This window comes from Pseudomonas sp. GW821-FHT10B02, from assembly GCF_059415665.1.
The window spans coordinates 97329-114272 of the sequence record NZ_JBWKNR010000013.1 but is presented as its reverse complement, the minus strand read 5'-3'; the positions used below and the strand labels follow the sequence as shown (position 1 = coordinate 114272).

14 protein-coding genes are annotated in these 16944 nt (G+C 61.5%); 4 read left to right on the top strand and 10 right to left on the bottom strand.

Going from position 1 to position 16944, the window contains the following annotated elements; genetic code table 11:
* Positions 1-74 precede the first annotated feature (74 nt).
* The 6 genes from AC07OF_RS19685 to AC07OF_RS19660 form a co-directional block, all read right to left on the bottom strand.
* Positions 75-1520: an aminotransferase-like domain-containing protein gene (locus AC07OF_RS19685; RefSeq protein ID WP_038613128.1), complete on the bottom strand. Its 1446-nt coding sequence runs from the start codon at positions 1518-1520 to the stop codon at positions 75-77.
* A gap of 201 nt (positions 1521-1721) precedes the next feature.
* Positions 1722-2513, bottom strand: coding sequence for an OmpA family protein (locus AC07OF_RS19680; RefSeq protein ID WP_157194783.1), 792 nt, complete (start codon positions 2511-2513; stop codon positions 1722-1724).
* Between the two features lie 14 nt (positions 2514-2527).
* Positions 2528-2881 (bottom strand): DUF4398 domain-containing protein, encoded by a 354-nt coding sequence (locus AC07OF_RS19675; RefSeq protein WP_157193389.1) that lies wholly within the window; start codon positions 2879-2881, stop codon positions 2528-2530.
* Between the two features lie 9 nt (positions 2882-2890).
* Entirely contained in the window at positions 2891-3715 is an 825-nt protein-coding gene (locus AC07OF_RS19670) for a substrate-binding periplasmic protein (protein ID WP_495073360.1), read from the bottom strand.
* 115 nt (positions 3716-3830) lie between these two features.
* Complete coding sequence (locus tag AC07OF_RS19665; RefSeq protein ID WP_157193391.1) at positions 3831-4760, bottom strand: electron transfer flavoprotein subunit alpha/FixB family protein; 930 nt, start codon at positions 4758-4760, stop codon at positions 3831-3833.
* The gene (locus AC07OF_RS19660) at positions 4761-5510 is read right to left on the bottom strand and encodes an electron transfer flavoprotein subunit beta/FixA family protein (protein WP_107025481.1); all 750 of its coding nucleotides are present in this window, start codon (positions 5508-5510) and stop codon (positions 4761-4763) included.
* 545 nt (positions 5511-6055) lie between these two features.
* On the opposite strand from AC07OF_RS19660, the gene AC07OF_RS19655 reads away from it, so the two are divergent.
* A complete protein-coding gene (locus AC07OF_RS19655) occupies positions 6056-7720 on the top strand; it encodes an electron transfer flavoprotein-ubiquinone oxidoreductase (RefSeq protein WP_157193392.1) in 1665 nt (554 codons plus the stop codon).
* A 67-nt stretch (positions 7721-7787) separates the two neighbouring features.
* Here the strand turns inward: AC07OF_RS19655 and AC07OF_RS19650 are convergent, their stop codons facing one another.
* From AC07OF_RS19650 to AC07OF_RS19640, 3 genes are all read right to left on the bottom strand, one after another.
* Positions 7788-9098 carry an MFS transporter gene (locus AC07OF_RS19650; protein ID WP_157193393.1) on the bottom strand — a complete coding sequence of 437 codons (1311 nt, stop codon included), beginning with the start codon at positions 9096-9098 and terminating at the stop codon, positions 7788-7790.
* A gap of 107 nt (positions 9099-9205) precedes the next feature.
* Positions 9206-9691 (bottom strand): histidine kinase, encoded by a 486-nt coding sequence (locus tag AC07OF_RS19645; RefSeq protein WP_157193394.1) that lies wholly within the window; start codon positions 9689-9691, stop codon positions 9206-9208.
* 187 nt (positions 9692-9878) lie between these two features.
* Entirely contained in the window at positions 9879-10355 is a 477-nt protein-coding gene (locus tag AC07OF_RS19640) for a sigma-70 family RNA polymerase sigma factor (protein ID WP_157193395.1), read from the bottom strand.
* A gap of 269 nt (positions 10356-10624) precedes the next feature.
* Between AC07OF_RS19640 and AC07OF_RS19635 the strand changes: the two genes are divergently transcribed.
* Genes AC07OF_RS19635 through AC07OF_RS19625 form a run of 3 tightly spaced genes read left to right on the top strand, consistent with a single transcriptional unit; the run spans position 10625 to position 15181 of the window.
* Positions 10625-11803 carry an efflux RND transporter periplasmic adaptor subunit gene (locus AC07OF_RS19635; protein WP_157193396.1) on the top strand — a complete coding sequence of 393 codons (1179 nt, stop codon included), beginning with the start codon at positions 10625-10627 and terminating at the stop codon, positions 11801-11803.
* On the top strand, positions 11804-13771 hold the full coding sequence (locus AC07OF_RS19630) for a MacB family efflux pump subunit (RefSeq protein ID WP_157193397.1): 1968 nt from the start codon (positions 11804-11806) through the stop codon (positions 13769-13771).
* 3 nt (positions 13772-13774) lie between these two features.
* Positions 13775-15181 (top strand): efflux transporter outer membrane subunit, encoded by a 1407-nt coding sequence (locus AC07OF_RS19625; RefSeq protein WP_495073359.1) that lies wholly within the window; start codon positions 13775-13777, stop codon positions 15179-15181.
* Between the two features lie 80 nt (positions 15182-15261).
* Here AC07OF_RS19625 and pvdP read toward each other — a convergent pair whose 3' ends face one another.
* Positions 15262-16884 carry a pyoverdine maturation tyrosinase PvdP gene (pvdP, locus tag AC07OF_RS19620; protein WP_495073358.1) on the bottom strand — a complete coding sequence of 541 codons (1623 nt, stop codon included), beginning with the start codon at positions 16882-16884 and terminating at the stop codon, positions 15262-15264.
* Between the last annotated feature and the right edge of the window lie 60 nt (positions 16885-16944).

Genomic DNA, 16944 nt, shown 5'->3' with positions numbered 1-16944 from the left:
GACACCGAAAATCATCCGCAAAGAGCTATATGCTCCTCGTTCCCGAGAGGGCTGGCAAGTTTATGGCATAACAGCTAGAAAAAGTTTGCCGCCCCCGACTCCTGGCACAGCTGACTGGCCAACAGCCCCAGGGTCATCAAGGCGCGCTCCGCTTCGCGGTTCCAGGGAATCCCGCAGTTCAGGCGGATACAGTGGTTGAACTGCTCGGTATTACTGAAGATCAGTCCCGGCGCGATACTGATTCCCTGCTGCAGCGCCCGCACGTGCAACTCCTGGGTATTGACCCGCCCAGGCAGGCTCACCCAGAGAATGAAACCGCCGGTCGGCCGGGTCATCTGCGTGCCTTCAGGAAAATGCTGCTGCACCGCCAGTTGATAAGCGCTGAGGTTCTTCCGGTACTCCTGGCGGATGTACCGCAAGTGCCGGTCGTAGCCGCCGTTCTCAAGATATGAGGCCACCCCCATCTGCGTCACACTGCAGGCCGAGTGCGTGGTGAAGGTCTGCAAGCGCTGGATTTCCGCCTGGTATTTACCGGCAATCATCCAGCCGATACGCACCCCGGGCGACAAGGTCTTGGAAAAGCTCGAGCAGTAGATCACACGCCCCAGGCGATCAAACGCCTTGAGCGCTTTGGTCTTGCCCTGCTCGAACATCAGTTCGCCATAAATATCGTCTTCGACAATCTGGATATCGAAGTCCGAAGCCAGACGCAGCAATTGCTTCTGCCGATCTTCCGGAATAGTGCCACCGAGCGGATTGCTCAGCCGCGCGGTCAATACCAACGCCTTGATCGACCACTGGTTGGCCGCAAGCTGCAGCGCTTCCAGACTGATACCGGTAGACGGATCACTGGGAATCTCGATGACCTTCAGCCCCAACAGATCGGCCAGTTGCAGCAAACCATAATATGTCGGTGACTCGGCAGCGATCAGATCACCCGGTTTGGTCAACACCCGCAGCGACATCTGCAACGCATCGACACAGCCATGGGTGACCACCACCTCGCTGGGGTCAACCACCACGCCGGCATCACGCATGCGGATGGCGATCTGCCGGCGCAACGGTTCAAAGCCCGGGCTGAACATATAGCTGAACGCCCGCGGGCTATGGAAACGGGTGACCTTGGCCAACTGTTGATGCAGCGCCCGCACCGGCAGGTAGTCGACATGGGGCACCGCCGCGCCGAACGGGAACACGCCGTCGCGCCGGGCCTCGGTCAGCACTTGCTGGATGATGCTGCTGCGGGTGACCAGACCGGGGCGCTCGACCCGGGCGATATCCGGGGTCTGCGCAGTCAATGCCGGGGTCTGGTGCACATAATAGCCAGACTGCGGACGAGCCCGGATCAACCCCTGGTCTTCCAGGTTGGCATAGGCCTGCAACACCGTGGCATGACTGACGTTGAGCTGCGAGCTCATCTTGCGCACCGACGGCACCCGCTCACCCGGTTGATAGACACCACGGCGGATATCTTCGGCCAGTTGCTGGGCGATACGCTGATAGAGCAGCAGGTTGGTCATGATCGGTTCTCGACACGCAGGCAATGTAGTTATTTTTGTACGACTCGAAGATTGAGTCAGAATACCGGAACAGTTGCAAAGTGTACTGGGACAGATTGCAGAATAGTCGACAATACAGTTGTGTGACAGCCCCCTGCCGGCACTTTCCGACGCCCATAAAAAAACCCGGTGAGCGGTACTCACCGGGTTTTTCAGAGGACCTTAGCGCGCGGCGCCAAGCTTGCCCTTTTCGTCGGAAAAGACGATCTCGACGCGACGGTTCTGCGCCCTGCCCCGCTCCGAAGCATTGGCTTCGACCGGGTACTGGTCGCCATAGCCTTCGACCTGAATGCGCTTTTCGTCGACCCCCAGGTCGACCAGCATATCGGCCACCGCCTGCGCCCGGTCGCGGGACAACTTGAGGTTGTCCTCCGCAGCACCCGTGCTGTCGGTGTAACCCTCGATACGCACGACACGCTTGGGGTTGAGCTGCAGGAACTGCACCAGCTTGAGCACGGTTCGATTGGCCGAATTCTTCAACTCGGCGCGACCGGTGTCGAACAGCACATCACCCAACGTCATGACCAGGCCGCGATCGCTCTGGGTGGTGGCCAGACTGACAATCTGCGCCTCCAGCCACTTGCCCTGCTGCTGCACACTGGCAAGCTTGGCCTCACGCAGCGCCAGCTGCAGGCGTTGACGCTCGAGCTCAAGCTTGGCCAGACGCTCCTGGTTGAGCACCAGATTGCTGTGCTCACGGGCAATATCACTGTAGCGCTGGCTCAGGTAGGCGTAGTGGCGCACATCGGCACCGGTTCCGAAGTAGCTGGACAGCCGGTCGGCCCGCGCCAGCGACTCACCTGCTCGAATGACATCGCGCGGCGCACTGCGCAACACATCGGAATCGTCCTTGACCGTCTGGAATTTGGCCGTCGCTTCATCCAGTGCCGTCTCGCTGCGCTGACTGGCGCAACCCTGCAGACCGACGAGCCCGAGCAGCAGCAAGGCTGCCATAGGTTTGATCGAACTCACGGCTGTTCTCCCAACTGTTTACGCAGGCGATTGACCCGCGATTGCAGCAGGTCGAGCTGCTCTTTGCTTTTGCTGGTCAACACCCGCGCCTCGGCCAGGCGCGCGTCGAGCTCGGCCTGTTCGGCGCGCATGCGTGCATCGCGATAGGCCTCATGGTTCATATTGACCTGGGCCCGGGCCATTTTGTCTTCCGCCAGCTTCAGCTCTGCCACTTCATCGGTCGCACCGACGGCCTTGGCCTGCGCCAGCGCCTGCTCGGACAGGCGCAGCTGTTCATTGGGGGCCGGATCATTGGCGCATCCAGCCAGGGCCAGCAGCGCCAGGGCGGCGAATAGTGAATGAGTTCTCACACAATCTTCCTACTGTTTAGGGGCATCCAGCGGTACCTGCATCTGCGCCTTCCAGCGCTCGACATTGCGTTGCAGTACCGCCTGGGACACGCCGGAGGCCGGCAATTCTGTCAGCTTTTTTGCCAGTTGTCCGCGCAACCAGGCGTCATTGCATGCCGAATTATGCGAAAGCGCCAAATACAGTCCAGGGCGATCCAGAGGCAAGCCGCGGGCGATCAACGCATTGCTCATGCCCAGGGTCTGGGCCATGGCCATACCGGCATAGCGTCCAGCCAGCACGTAGTCGACCTGGCCCAGCAACAGCTTCTGGAACGCCTGGGTCAGATTCTGCGCTGGAGCAAGCCGCAACTGACTCTTGGCGTAGGCAGAGAATTCGGGGGTAAGGCGCGCTTTTTCCGAAACACTGCCCTGATGCTCGCGCAGATCGGACAAGGTGTCGTAGACCAGTGATGAATCGTGGCGGGTCCAGACCACGTATTCGTTGCTCAGCAACGACGGGTGTACATAATCCACCGTAGTGAGCTCAGCCACGGCGAAGGGCGAATCGATCAGCAAATCCACTCGACCGCTGCGCACCTCTTCCAGCGCCTGGTTGCGCGTTCCGCTATCCAGCACTTCAACCTTCAGACCCAACTCGCCGGCGACCTGCCTGAACAGGTCGACGTTGGCGCCGATCAGGTGTTTGGGGTCTTGCGGATCGCGCCAGGAATAAGGCGGAGCGTCAGGGCTGCCGGTAGCCACCAGCCGCTCACATTTACCCACGGCCCACACCGACAACGGCGTCAGCAGCGTAGCGAACACCAGCGCCGTGTTGATCCGGCCATGCCATCCCATGCAACCCCTCCCTACGCTTTGTACCCTGAATGAAAAAGCCCGATCGATCGAGCTGTGCAAGGCAGGCCTGCACAGCCCGAACGGATCGGGCTCTTTTATAAGTGAAGCGGCTGGATTAAACCAGCTTCTCCAGCTCAGGGATGGCTTCGAACAGGTCAGCGACCAGGCCGTAATCGGCCACCTGGAAGATTGGCGCTTCTTCGTCCTTGTTGATCGCAACGATCACTTTGGAGTCTTTCATACCAGCCAGGTGCTGGATCGCGCCGGAGATACCGACGGCAATGTACAGCTGTGGCGCAACGATCTTGCCGGTCTGGCCGACCTGCATGTCGTTCGGTACGAAACCGGCGTCAACCGCGGCGCGCGAAGCACCCACTGCGGCGCCCAGCTTGTCGGCCAGGGCGTACAGGTGTTTGAAGTTATCACCGTTCTGCATGCCACGCCCGCCCGAGACGACGATCTTGGCAGCGGTCAGTTCTGGACGATCGGACTTGGCCAGTTCTTCGCCAACGAACGCCGATTTGCCAGCGTCGTGAGCAGCAGCAACAGCTTCAACTGCAGCCGAACCACCTTCAGCTGCAACGGCATCAAAGCCGGTGGAGCGTACGGTGATGACTTTGACGGCAGCATTCGATTGCACGGTGGCAATGGCGTTACCGGCATAGATCGGACGCTTGAAGGTGTCAGCCGATTCCACCGAGATGATCTCGGAGATCTGGTCAACGTCCAGCAGCGCAGCAACGCGTGGCAGGATGTTCTTGCCGTTGGAGGTAGCAGGTGCCAGCACGTGGCTGTAGCCCTTGCCCAGCTCGGCTACCAGCGGCGCGACGTTTTCCGGCAGTTGGTGCGCGTAAGCGGCGTTATCGGCAACCAGCACCTTGGCAACGCCAGCGATCTTGGCTGCAGCTTCAGCAACGCCACCGACATTCTGGCCAGAGACCAGCACGTGGATGTCGCCACCGATTTTGGCGGCAGCAGCAACAGTGTTCAGGGTGGCCGGGGCAACGGCACCGTTTTCGTGTTCAGCGATAACCAGGATAGTCATTTAGATTACCTTCGCCTCGTTCTTCAGTTTCTCGACCAGTTCAGCAACCGACTTGACCTTGATACCCGCGCTGCGTGCAGCTGGCGCTTCGACTTTCAGGGTCTTGTTGGTGGAGGCGGTGGAAACGCCCAGCGCGTCTGGAGTAACGGTTTCCAGCGGCTTTTTCTTGGCCTTCATGATGTTCGGCAGCGACGCGTAGCGCGGCTCGTTCAGGCGCAGGTCGGTGGTGACGATCGCTGGCAGGTTCAGCGCAACGGTCTGCAGGCCGCCGTCGATTTCACGGGTAACGTTGACCTTGTCGCCAGCCACTTCAACCTTGGAGGCGAAAGTGCCTTGAGCGAAGCCGCTCAGCGCCGCCAGCATCTGGCCGGTCTGGTTGTTGTCACTGTCGATCGCTTGCTTGCCAAGGATCACCAGCTGCGGCTGTTCTTTGTCGACCACAGCCTTGAGCAGTTTGGCCACGGCCAGCGAGGTCAGCTCTTCAGCGGACTCGACCAGCACGGCACGGTCGGCACCCAGTGCCAGGGCAGTACGCAGTTGCTCCTGGGCAGTGGCCGGGCCGACGGTAACGACGACGATCTCGCTCGCAACGCCCTTTTCTTTCAGGCGTACGGCTTCTTCTACGGCGATTTCGCAGAAGGGGTTCATGGACATCTTGACGTTAGCAAGGTCGACGCCGGAGTTGTCCGCCTTGACGCGAACCTTGACGTTATAGTCGACCACTCGTTTGACAGCTACAAGAACCTTCATGGATTCCTCGTTACTCTCCGGTGAAAAGAATGTCGCCTGGGGCAAACCCGGCGATTGCGCGTGGGTACAAGGGCACCTCTAAAAACGATTGCAGCCGATAGAATTTAACCCTGACCCAGCAGTCCCAATTCGACCTTGCAGCAGCAAAACCCGTGAGTCATTTTCTGTCGTGGTGTGTAAACTCCACTACAAAGCGGCCCGCGGCCCAGCTGCCCTGCTTTTCGCCTGGTTTTTAGGGGTGCACCTGCATCCGGCGGTCAGCCTACGGCGAGCGCAAAACCGCTCGTATCTTGACCGTAACGCCCAATCCGGTCAATACGGCAAACCGGTCAGATTCACGCCGTGCGTCTTTGATTTTACTGGCCTGCGGCAAATTCAAACAAACGTTTGTATTGGACCCCGTGAGTGGTGTAGATATAATGCGCGGCCAAGAGAAAGCGGTGTAGTCCGTCATCACTCGAGCTACAGCTTACACGTAGCGAAAAATGACCGCCTGACACCCGCCAACAAAGAAAAACCGATGAGCCTTGAGTAGGAGAGAACCTGTGGAACGCGAATACATGGAATTCGACGTGGTCATTGTCGGCGCTGGCCCGGCTGGCCTGTCCGCCGCCTGCCGACTGAAGCAGAAGGCCGCCGAAGCCGGTAACGAAATCAGCGTCTGCGTGGTCGAGAAAGGCTCGGAAGTCGGTGCCCACATCCTCTCCGGCGCAGTTTTCGAACCGCGCGCCCTGAACGAACTGTTCCCGGACTGGAAAGAGCTCGGCGCCCCGCTCAACACCGAAGTCAAACGCGACGATATCTACGTGCTCAAGGATGCTGGCAGCTCGATCAAGGTCCCAGACCTGTTCGTGCCCAAGACCATGCACAACGAAGGCAACTACATCATCTCCCTGGGCAACCTGTGCCGCTGGCTGGCCCAGCAGGCCGAGAACCTGGGCGTCGAGATCTACCCGGGCTTCGCCGCCCAGGAAGCCCTGTTCGACGAGAACGGCGTAGTCCGCGGGATCATCACCGGCGACCTGGGTGTCGACCGTGAAGGCAATCCGAAAGAAGGCCTGTACACCCCGGGCATGGAGCTGCGCGGCAAGTACACCCTGTTTGCCGAAGGCTGCCGTGGCCACATCGGCAAGCAACTGATCAAACGCTTCAACCTGGACAACGAATCCGACGTCCAGCACTACGGCATCGGCCTGAAAGAAATCTGGGAAATCGATCCGGCCAAGCACGAACAAGGTCTGGTTGTGCACACCGCTGGCTGGCCGCTGGATGTCATGGCCAAGGAAAACACCGGTGGATCGTTCCTCTATCACCTGGAAAACAACCAGGTGGTCGTGGGTTTGATCGTCGATCTGTCCTACTCCAACGCCTACCTGTCGCCGTTCGACGAATTCCAGCGCCTCAAGCACCACCCGGTGATCAGCCAGTACCTCGAAGGCGGCAAGCGCATCAGCTACGGCGCCCGCGCCATCAGCAAGGGCGGCCTGAACTCGCTGCCGAAGATGGTCTTCAACGGTGGCGCGCTGATCGGGTGCGATCTGGGCACCCTGAACTTCGCCAAGATCAAGGGCAGCCACACCGCGATGAAGTCCGGCATGCTCGCCGCCGAAGCGGTGGCCGACGCCCTGCTGGCCGGCAGCGAAGGCGGCGACCAGCTCAACAGCTACGTCACAGCATTCAAGGCCAGCTGGCTGCATGAAGAACTGTTCGCCAGCCGTAACTTCGGCCCGGCCATGCACAAGTTCGGCCCGATCTTCGGTGCGGCGTTCAACTACGTCGACCAGAACTGGTTCGGCGGCAAGCTGCCGTTCACCCTGCGCGACACCAAGCCGGACTACGCCTGTCTGAAGCTGGCCGCCGACTCGAAAAAAATCGACTATCCAAAACCGGATGGCAAGCTGAGCTTCGACAAGCTCAGCTCGGTGTTCCTCTCCAGCACCAACCATGAAGAAGAGCAGCCGTGCCACCTGAAACTGGCCGATGCGAGCATCCCGATCGGCACCAACCTGCCGCTGTACGACGAGCCAGCCCAGCGCTACTGCCCCGCCGGCGTGTACGAAGTGGTCACCCAGGAAGACGGCAGCAAGCGCTTCCAGATCAACGCCCAGAACTGCGTGCACTGCAAGACCTGTGACATCAAGGACCCTTCGCAGAACATCACCTGGGTAACGCCGGAAGGCGCCGGTGGTCCGACTTACCCGAACATGTAAGTCAGCAGCCAACAAAAAGCCCCCTCGCCTTGCGGCCAGGGGGCTTTTTATTGCACATCGTTTGGCTTTAGCAGCGTACCGCCCTGTCCTCAAACCCAAGCGTTTCCCGCGCCCCGTAATACACCGCCGTCAACAGCCCGACCACCCCCATGACCAGACTGAAAACTACGCATACCCACGGGCTCCAGGGCATCAACGCAATCAACATCAGCGGTGTGGTACTGGCCCACAGTGCATAGGCGATGTTGTAGGTAAAGGAAATCCCCGACACCCGGATCGGCGCCGGGAACAGCCCGACCATCACCGACGGCACCACACCGACCACGCCACAGGCCAATCCTGCCAGAGCATAGGCCAGCCCAGGCCACTGCCAACCACTCACCAGGCTCGCATACAAGGCACCGATGCCCAGCGGCAGCAGCAGGCTGTAGAACATCAGCGCGCGCCAGGCGCCAACCCGGTCGACCAACAGTCCGGCCAATACGCATCCGACATTGAGAAAGACGATGCCCATGCTGCTCAACGCGAAGGTGTGCCCGGCACTCATACCGAAGCGCTGTTGCATCACCGTCGGGGTGATGACCACCAGCACCACCACCGCCGAGGTCAGCACACAGGTCAGCAGCACAGCAGGAAGCAGCGCCCGCCGGTGCTCACTCAACACCGTGCGCAGCGGGAAGGCTACCGGCTGCTCGCGGCGCTCGCGCAAGGCCAGGAACACCGGGGTCTCGCTCAACCAGCGGCGCAGCCATACACCAATTACACCGAACACCCCACCCAACAGGAACGGGAAGCGCCAGGCGTAGTCGAGGATCTCTTGCGGCGTGAACAGTTGCGCCAGCAGCGTGGCCGTCAAGGCGCCAAGCAGATAGCCGAAAGTCAGGCCTGCCTGGAGAAAGCCCAGGGCGTAGCCGCGCCGTCCGACCGGTGCATGCTCGGCAACGAACACCCAGGCACTGGGCACTTCGCCGCCTACCGCCGCCCCCTGGAGAATCCGCAGTGCCAGCAGAATCAGCGGGGCGAAATAACCGATTTCGGCATAGGTCGGCATTACCCCGATCAACAGGCACGGCAAGGCCATCATCAGGATACTCAGGCTGAAGACCTTCTTGCGTCCCAGGTGGTCGGCAAAGTGCGCCATCAGGATCCCGCCCAGGGGTCTGGCCAGGTAGCCGGTGACAAAGATCCCGAAGCTCTGCAACAGACGCAGCCACTCGGGCATCTGTGGCGGGAAGAACAACTGGCTGAGGGTCAGGGCGAAGAACACGAAGATGATGAAATCGTAGATTTCCAGCGCGCCGCCCAATGCCGCCAGGCTCAGGGTTTTGTGGTCACTGCGCGTCAGGCGTAGCGCTGGCGCGGGCGTGGTGGCTGTCATAAGGGCATCCGTCAATCGATGGGCATCGACGCGCTCTGCGGCGCGCCTGGGCGAACGCCAGAGGATAGCAAAACCCACCACAAGGGTGCGCCAACTGATGCCAAGGTTCAGGATTGACGGGAAAAAATCGACGGCGCAAAACTCATCCGTCGCGGTGAATGCCCCGCCGGGGATGTCCGATCGAACACACCCGGCAACTGCCCGATGACTTTCGGCGAATCGATGATCGCCATGAAGGTATGCATGGTCTCGTCGTCGGGGACCTTGGGCAGACTGACATTCACCGCTTCGCGCTGGCCGCTGGGAATGGCCGGCACTTTCAGGTGCTGGGACTGGTACAGCAGGGCGTGCTGGATCTGGGCGCTGCCCCGGCAAAAGCGTTCCAGGTCGACCCCGACATGGCTGGCCAGGTCAATGTTGCCCACCAGCAGGTTGAATGGCTGTAGTGCACTCAACACCAGGCGCTGCAGGTCTTCAAACGATTCAACCGGAGCAATGCGATAGTAGCCCATGCCATTGAGGATTTTCTCCAGCTGCAGCAACTGCATCGGATGCTCGTCGGCGATCAGGATCCGCAGTGATTTGTTTGGCATCGTCTATGACCAAGGCTGGAGAGCGTTAGTGGCATTCCTTGACCATAACTGCGCCAATAACTCAACTACAGGCTGGAGGCGAGCACTTCGCCAGATATAGGGTCTTTCTTGATAGTTGTTGGGAAATCCGCAGAAAGCAAGCGCGCCCCCAACGAAATTTTCACACTCCCCCACTAACGCGCGCCTATCAGGACTCCCATAGCCGCATGCGCACACGACAGTGTTTCATCGCATTGACGATGTGTTTTTCCACCAGGCTGCGGGAAATACCCAGACGTTCGGCGATTTCCTGATGTGACAGACCCTCGAGCTTGCGTAACAGAAAACTGTCGCGACAGGGCTTGCTCAATTCACCGAGGGCACGCTGCATCAGCTCCAGGCGCTGCCGCAGCTCCATCTCCTGGGACGGTGCCGGAGAAAAGAAGCGTTCGTCACTATCGAGCACTTCCAGTGGCTCGGCCTGGCGCAACAGGCCCCGGCGATGGCCATCGATCACCAGGTTCAGGGCCGTACGATAGAGGAAAGCCCGCGGATGCTCGATGTCGCTATCGGCCGTGCGCTCCAGCACGCGGGTGTAGGCATCATGGGCGACGTCTTCAGCCGCCTGACGGTTACCCAGGCGGGCGCAGAGGAAACTCACCAGTTCGCGATAGTAGTTTTCCAACACAGCACCTGGCCGCGGCGTCGCGGGGTTTTCCCGGCTCTGGGTGAGCGGAGTTGAATGATGGCAGATTGGAATAATACAAATTATAATTATTCTCAGCAAGATCAAGCGCGCGGGTCTGCTGCCGGCCCCCGCCAGATCACCTGCTGAACCTCGATAGCCACGGTAAATTCCGCCGCCAGTCTCTCGTTTACCTGGGAGCCGCCCGTGTCTGTCGTGTTTGTCTAGCAGCGTGACCCACGGCTCAACCCCTTTGGCTGGAACCCTGCATGAGACGTCCTTCAAACAAACGCCGCCTGCTGTTTTGTGGCCTCGGCCTGCTCAGCCTGAGTGCCCTGCTCGCCTGGAAAACCCTGCCCGCTAGTGGCGACCCGCTCAGCACCGTCAGTGTGACGCGCAACGATATCGAAAGCAGCGTCACCGCGCTGGGCACCTTGCAACCGCGGCGCTACGTGGACGTTGGTGCCCAGGCCTCAGGGCAGATCCGCAAACTGCATGTGGAGGTCGGCGACCAGGTCAAGGCGGGGCAACTGCTGGTCGAAATCGACCCCTCGACCCAACAGGCCAGACTCGATGCCGGGCGCTTCTCGATCGACAACCTCAAGGCCCAGCTGGCTGAACAGCACGCCCAGTACCAGCTCGCCGAACAACAATACAAACGCCAGCGCAACCTGGCCGCCGGCGGCGCCACCCGCGAGGAAGATGTGCAAAGCGCCCAGGCTCAGTTGAAAGTTACCCAGGCCCGCATCGACATGTACCGCGCGCAGATCCGCCAGGCCCAGGCCAGCCTGCGCAGCGATGAGGCCGAACTTGGCTACACGCGTATCTATGCACCGATGTCCGGGACCGTAGTCGCCGTGGATGCGCGCGAAGGCCAGACCCTCAACGCCCAGCAACAGACACCCTTGATCCTGCGCATCGCCAAACTGTCGCCGATGACCGTCTGGGCACAGGTATCGGAAGCCGACATCGGTCATGTCAAACCGGGCATGGCGGCCTATTTCACAACCCTGGCGGGCGGCAAGCGCCGCTGGACCAGTACTGTACGCCAGATCCTGCCGGTCCCCCCCAAGCCCCTGGACCAGTCCAGCCAGGGTGGTGGCAGCCCGGCCAGTGCCAGCGGCACAGGCTCGGCAAGCAAAGTGGTGCTGTACACCGTGCTGCTGGACGTGGACAACCCCGATAACGCCTTGATGGCGGAAATGACCACCCAGGTGTTTTTCGTTGCCGGCCGCGCCAGCAAGGTGCTGACCGTACCGGTGGCCGCACTGGATGAAGATGCCAGCGACGAAAACCTGCGCATTGCCCAGGTGCTTGATGCCAGCGGCAAGATCGAGCAACGCCGGGTACGCACCGGGCTAAGCGACCGCCTGCGGGTGCAAGTGCTTGAAGGTTTGAACGAAGGCGAGCAGCTGTTGATCGGCGCACCTGCCGCCAGCGGAGGTTGAATGAGTACGCCGCTGATCGAACTGCGTGACATCCGCAAATCATACGGCGGGGTCGACACCCCGAAGGTCGAAGTGGTGCGAGGTATCAGCCTGGCGATCCACCCGGGCGAGTTCGTCGCCATTGTCGGCGCGTCCGGCTCCGGCAAGTCGACCTTGATGAACATTCTCGGTTGCCTGGATCGTCCGACCTCCGGTGACTACCTGTTCGCCGGCAAGGATGTCGCCGAGCTGGACAGCGACGAGCTGGCCTGGTTGCGCCGCGAAGCCTTCGGTTTCGTGTTCCAGGGCTACCACTTGATCGCCTCAGGCTCGGCCCAGGAAAACGTCGAGATGCCGGCCATTTATGCCGGTACCCCGGCTGCCGAACGCCATGCCCGCGCCAGCACCCTGCTCGATCGCCTGGGGCTTGCCAGCCGCACCGGCAATCGCCCCCACCAGCTCTCCGGTGGCCAGCAGCAGCGGGTGTCGATTGCCCGTGCGTTGATGAACGGCGGCCATATCATCCTGGCCGACGAACCCACCGGTGCCCTCGACAGCCAGAGCGGCGCCGAAGTCATGGCCTTGCTCGATGAACTGGCCAGCCAGGGTCATGTGGTGATCCTGATCACTCACGATCGCGAAGTCGCTGCCCGGGCCAAGCGCGTCATCGAGATTCGTGACGGCCTGATCGTCAGCGACTCGGCCAACGCACAGTCCAGCATACCCGTAGGCGCCCCCGGCCTGCAGGCTGAAGACCTGCGCCAGCGCCTGGACCAGGGCGCCACCCACAGCGGCGCCTGGAAAGGCGAGATGCTCGAAGCCCTGCAAGCGGCCTGGCGGATCATGTGGATCAACCGTTTTCGCACCGCCCTGACCTTGCTCGGTATCGTTATCGGCGTGGCCTCGGTGGTGGTCATGCTGGCCGTCGGCGAAGGCAGCAAGCGCCAGGTCATGGCGCAAATGGCCGCATTCGGCTCGAACATCCTTTACCTTGGCGGGAGCGCGCCAACCCTGCGCGACCCCGCGGGCGTCATCACCCTGGACGACGTCGCTGCCGTCGGCAGCCTGCCCCAGGTGAAAATGATCATGCCGGTGATCGGCGACAAATTGATGGTGCGCTACGGCAACAACAACCAGCAATTCTATGTCGGCGGCAATAACACCTACTTCTGCGAAATCTTCAACTGGCCGGTGGTCCAGGGCAGCTTCTTCACCGAAGCCGACGAACAGGCCGCTGCCGCCGTCGCGGTGATCGGCCAGAAGGTCAAGGAAAAGCTGCTCGGCGCCCAGGTTGATCCGATCGGTCAGTACATCCTGGTAGAGAACGTCCCCTTCCAGGTAGTCGGCATCCTTGCCGGCAAAGGCGCCAGCTCTGGCGATCAGGACAGTGACGAGCGCATCGTGGTGCCCTACTCCGCGGCGGCGATCCGTCTGTTCGGCAGCCGCGACCCGGAGTACGTGACCATCGCCGCGGCCGACTCGCGACGGGTAGCCGAGACCGAAGCTGCGATCGACAGATTGATGCTCAAGCTGCACCACGGCAAACGCGATTTCGAGTTGAGCAACGACGCCGCCCTGATCCAGGCCGAGGCGCGCACACAGAACACCCTGTCACTGATGCTGGGCTCCATCGCCGCAATCTCTCTGCTGGTCGGCGGTATCGGCGTGATGAACATCATGCTCATGACCGTACGCGAGCGCACCCGCGAAATTGGTATCCGCATGGCCACTGGCGCCCGTCAACGCGACATCCTGCGCCAGTTCCTCAGCGAGGCGGTATTGCTGTCGATGGTCGGCGGCGTTACCGGCATTGCCCTGGCCTTGCTGATTGGCGGCGTGCTGCTGCTTGGCAACATCGCCGTGGCCTTTTCCCTGGCGGCCGTGCTCGGCGCCTTTGCCTGCGCAGTGGTCACCGGGGTGGTGTTCGGCTTCATGCCGGCGCGCAAAGCCGCCCGTCTCGACCCGGTCAAAGCCCTTACCAGCGAATAATCAATGAACCTGCCCAGCCGTCTCAGTGTGTTGTCCATCAGCCTGTTCATCGCCGCTTGCAGCAACACGCTCACGCCACCACAAAGTGGTCTGCAAACTCCGGATGCCTGGCAAAGCCATACCGCCACACTCGATCAGCCACTGCCGCAACAGGACTGGTGGCAGCAGTTTTCCAGCGTCGTACTCGATCAACTGATCGAGCAAGCGCGGCAAAACAGTTTCGACCTCGCCGCTGCCGCCGCCAGGGTCCGCCAGGCCCAGGCCTCGGCGGTGATCGCCGGTGCCCCGCTGCTACCGGAGGTCAAATTCGGCCTGGATGGCAGCCGCCAGCGCCTGCTGCACGGCAATGGTTTCGACCAGCTCGACGCCAGCAGCCGCGAACGTACCAGCACCTCGTTCAATACCCGCCTGAGCGCCAGCTACGAGATCGACTTCTGGGGCGGCAAGGCCGCCGCCCGTGACAGCGCCCTGTTTGACCTGGACGCCAGTCGTTACGACCGGCAAACGGTCGAGCTGACCCTGCTCAGCGGCGTTGCCAACAGCTACCTGCAAAGCCTGGCGCTGGCCGAGCAGGTGCGTATTGCCCAGCTCAACCTGGCCAACGCCGAGGACGTGCTACGTCTGGTGCAGACCCGCTACGACTCGGGTTCGGCCACGGCCCTGGAACTGGCCCAGCAACGTAGTCTGGTCGCTGGCCAGGCGCGCCAGGTGCCGTTGTTCGAACAGCAACTGCAGGAGGCCCGTATCACCCTGGCGACTCTGCTGGGCGAACCGGTGCAGACACTGGCGCCGATCCAGGAGTCCCTCGACGGGGTGCACTGGCCGGAGATTGGCAGTGGCGTACCCAGCGAGCTGCTCAGCCGTCGCCCCGATATTGCCGCCGCCGAAGCACGCCTGGCCGCCGCCCAGGCCAATGTCCAGGTCGCGCGTGCGGCGATGCTGCCAAGCCTTACCCTGGGCGCTGACCTGGGCTCAGGCGCCGACACCTTCGCCCAGATTCTGCGCAGCCCCTACTACACCTTGAGTGCCGGCCTGGCCGCACCGATCTTCAACAATGGGCGTTTGCGGGCCGAGCGGGACAAGGCCCGGGCCCAGCAGGAAGAGCTGTTGCAGAACTATCGCAGCAGCATCGTGGCCGGCTTTGCCGATGTCGAGAAAGCCCTCAATGCTATCAGCGGTGTGGACAATCAGCGCCAGTGGCAGGATCAGGAAGTCGAGCAGGCGCGTACGGCCTTTACCCTGTCGGAAAGCCGCTATCGGGCGGGTGCCGAAACCTTGCTGACCGTGCTGGAGACCCAGCGCACCTTGTACCAGGCTCAGGACCAGCAGGCACAGCTGCGTCTGGCGCGACTGCAAGGCAGTGTGGCGTTGTACAAGGCGTTGGGTGGGGGGTGGCAGGTGTCTCGGTAAACGCGTTATCGCGGGGCAAGCCCGCTCCCACCGGCCCGGAACTGAACCGGTGGGAGCGGGCTTGCCCCGCGATCGAACGCTCAGGAAATAATGCCTCGCAATGACAGATGCCGCGCATACCACGGCCGTTGCGGCACTCGACGGGTCAGGTCTGCGATCTTGTCGTCTTCACTAAAGGTGATACGCAACGCCAGTTTCATGGTTTCCACATCCATCTCCACCGACTTGCCAGGCAAGGTTCCGGGCACGGTACTGCAGCCATGGGTCATCGGCCCCAGCCAGGGATCGTCGACCTCGACCCAGCGCCCCGGGGCAAACCATTTCACACCATTGACCTCAAGCCTGCGCACCTGCCCCGGGTTGTGCCGCTCATGGGCGCGATACCAGTCTTCGATACGGTCGTCGATCCAGCCATGAAAGCCCCAGAATACCGGGCTCACATGCGAAGAGAACGGATCGCCAAGGAAGTCGTTTTCCGCACCGTACCAGCGCGAAGCAAAATCAGCCGGATCGCGGGCAAAAGGTACCGGCGCACCGTTGACCGGATCCCGAGGTATCGAGGCCCAGCACATGTGCAACCAGTCGTGCAGGTTCATCTCCAGCTCTGAGCCGAACGTACCCAGCGTCATTTTCGACAGGTAGAGCGGATCCTGGTACTGCGACTCCCAGACCTGGAAGTTACTGCAGAACGTTTCACCGGCCTTGATTGCCGACACCCACTGGCCATAGGCATCATCGCCCGGCGCCTGCCAGGTCGGCGGTACGCAGTAGCCATCATGGTTGTCGAAGTAGCGGGCGAAACCCTGACGGTCCTGCTCGACGTTGGGTTTGGGCAAGGGGAAATGGCTCCAGGACGGCAGGTCCTGCAGGGTGCGGGCAGTCGCGAGCATGTCCCGGTGCATGAACAAAAAATCGATCCCCGATCCATTGCGATGTTTGCGCGGGCCACGGGCATCGCGTTCCTGGTCCCGAGGCCCGGGTTGCCAGCCCAGCCCACGCAAGGCGCCGCGCTTTTCTTCGGACAGGGTGTGCCACTTGTCCCGGGTCGCATGCCAGAGCTGGTGAAACAGACGGTGCTCGGCGCTGATCACCCAGGCTTGCATTTGCGGGGTATAGGGCAAGCGCTCACGGGCCTCGGGGAACAGACGCTTGACCGCGACAAAGTGGCTGTCCAGCAGTGGCAAAGCCATGGAGCGGTCCAGCGGCTGCAGGCGACCGCTCAAGGTGCCGCTGCCGGCATTGGCAAAACTGCCCCAGACTTCATCCAGACTGGCAATGCACTCATAGTCGGTGCCGCCCTGATTGCCCAGCAGGCGCCAGCGCACTTGTGCGCTGGAGGCGCCAACCAGATCGCCCACAACCCGATAAGCCACCGACCCCGGCCCCTCAAGACGGCTCTTTTCATCGACGAAGCCGCGCAGTCCGCGGCCCTTGCTTGCAACGTCCAGGTACAGCTGCAGCCCATGCTCAGGCAAGCCGGCAAGCCCGCCCTGGCTGCCGTAAACGCGCAGATCCCAGACCCCGCGCAGTTGATCCGCCAACTGCTGACCGGCGACATCGGCCAATTCGACACTGGCCTCACCTGGCGTGACGATATCGTCCTCAGGGTCATGGGTCAGTTCCTTGTGCGCGTAATAGGCCGCTGGCACCGCTGCACCCGCCACTGCCAGGCCCGCTATGAATCCTCGTCGCGATATCGTCATTGTCCTACCCGTGTCCGCCATAAAGCAGGCTTTATCCAAGCTAGGACGTATCCTGGAGCG

Excerpts from the sequence above, each read along its gene's own strand:
- AC07OF_RS19685 (WP_038613128.1), bottom strand. The coding sequence starts at position 1,520 with ATGACCAACCTGCTGCTCTATCAGCGTATCGCCCAGCAACTGGCCGAA.
- AC07OF_RS19680 (WP_157194783.1), bottom strand. The coding sequence starts at position 2,513 with ATGGCAGCCTTGCTGCTGCTCGGGCTCGTCGGTCTGCAGGGTTGCGCC.
- AC07OF_RS19670 (WP_495073360.1), bottom strand. The coding sequence starts at position 3,715 with ATGGGATGGCATGGCCGGATCAACACGGCGCTGGTGTTCGCTACGCTG.
- AC07OF_RS19665 (WP_157193391.1), bottom strand. The coding sequence starts at position 4,760 with ATGACTATCCTGGTTATCGCTGAACACGAAAACGGTGCCGTTGCCCCG.
- AC07OF_RS19660 (WP_107025481.1), bottom strand. The coding sequence starts at position 5,510 with ATGAAGGTTCTTGTAGCTGTCAAACGAGTGGTCGACTATAACGTCAAG.
- AC07OF_RS19650 (WP_157193393.1), bottom strand. The coding sequence starts at position 9,098 with ATGACAGCCACCACGCCCGCGCCAGCGCTACGCCTGACGCGCAGTGAC.
- AC07OF_RS19645 (WP_157193394.1), bottom strand. The coding sequence starts at position 9,691 with ATGCCAAACAAATCACTGCGGATCCTGATCGCCGACGAGCATCCGATG.
- AC07OF_RS19635 (WP_157193396.1), top strand. The coding sequence starts at position 10,625 with ATGAGACGTCCTTCAAACAAACGCCGCCTGCTGTTTTGTGGCCTCGGC.
- AC07OF_RS19630 (WP_157193397.1), top strand. The coding sequence starts at position 11,804 with ATGAGTACGCCGCTGATCGAACTGCGTGACATCCGCAAATCATACGGC.
- AC07OF_RS19625 (WP_495073359.1), top strand. The coding sequence starts at position 13,775 with ATGAACCTGCCCAGCCGTCTCAGTGTGTTGTCCATCAGCCTGTTCATC.
- pvdP (WP_495073358.1), bottom strand. The coding sequence starts at position 16,884 with ATGACGATATCGCGACGAGGATTCATAGCGGGCCTGGCAGTGGCGGGT.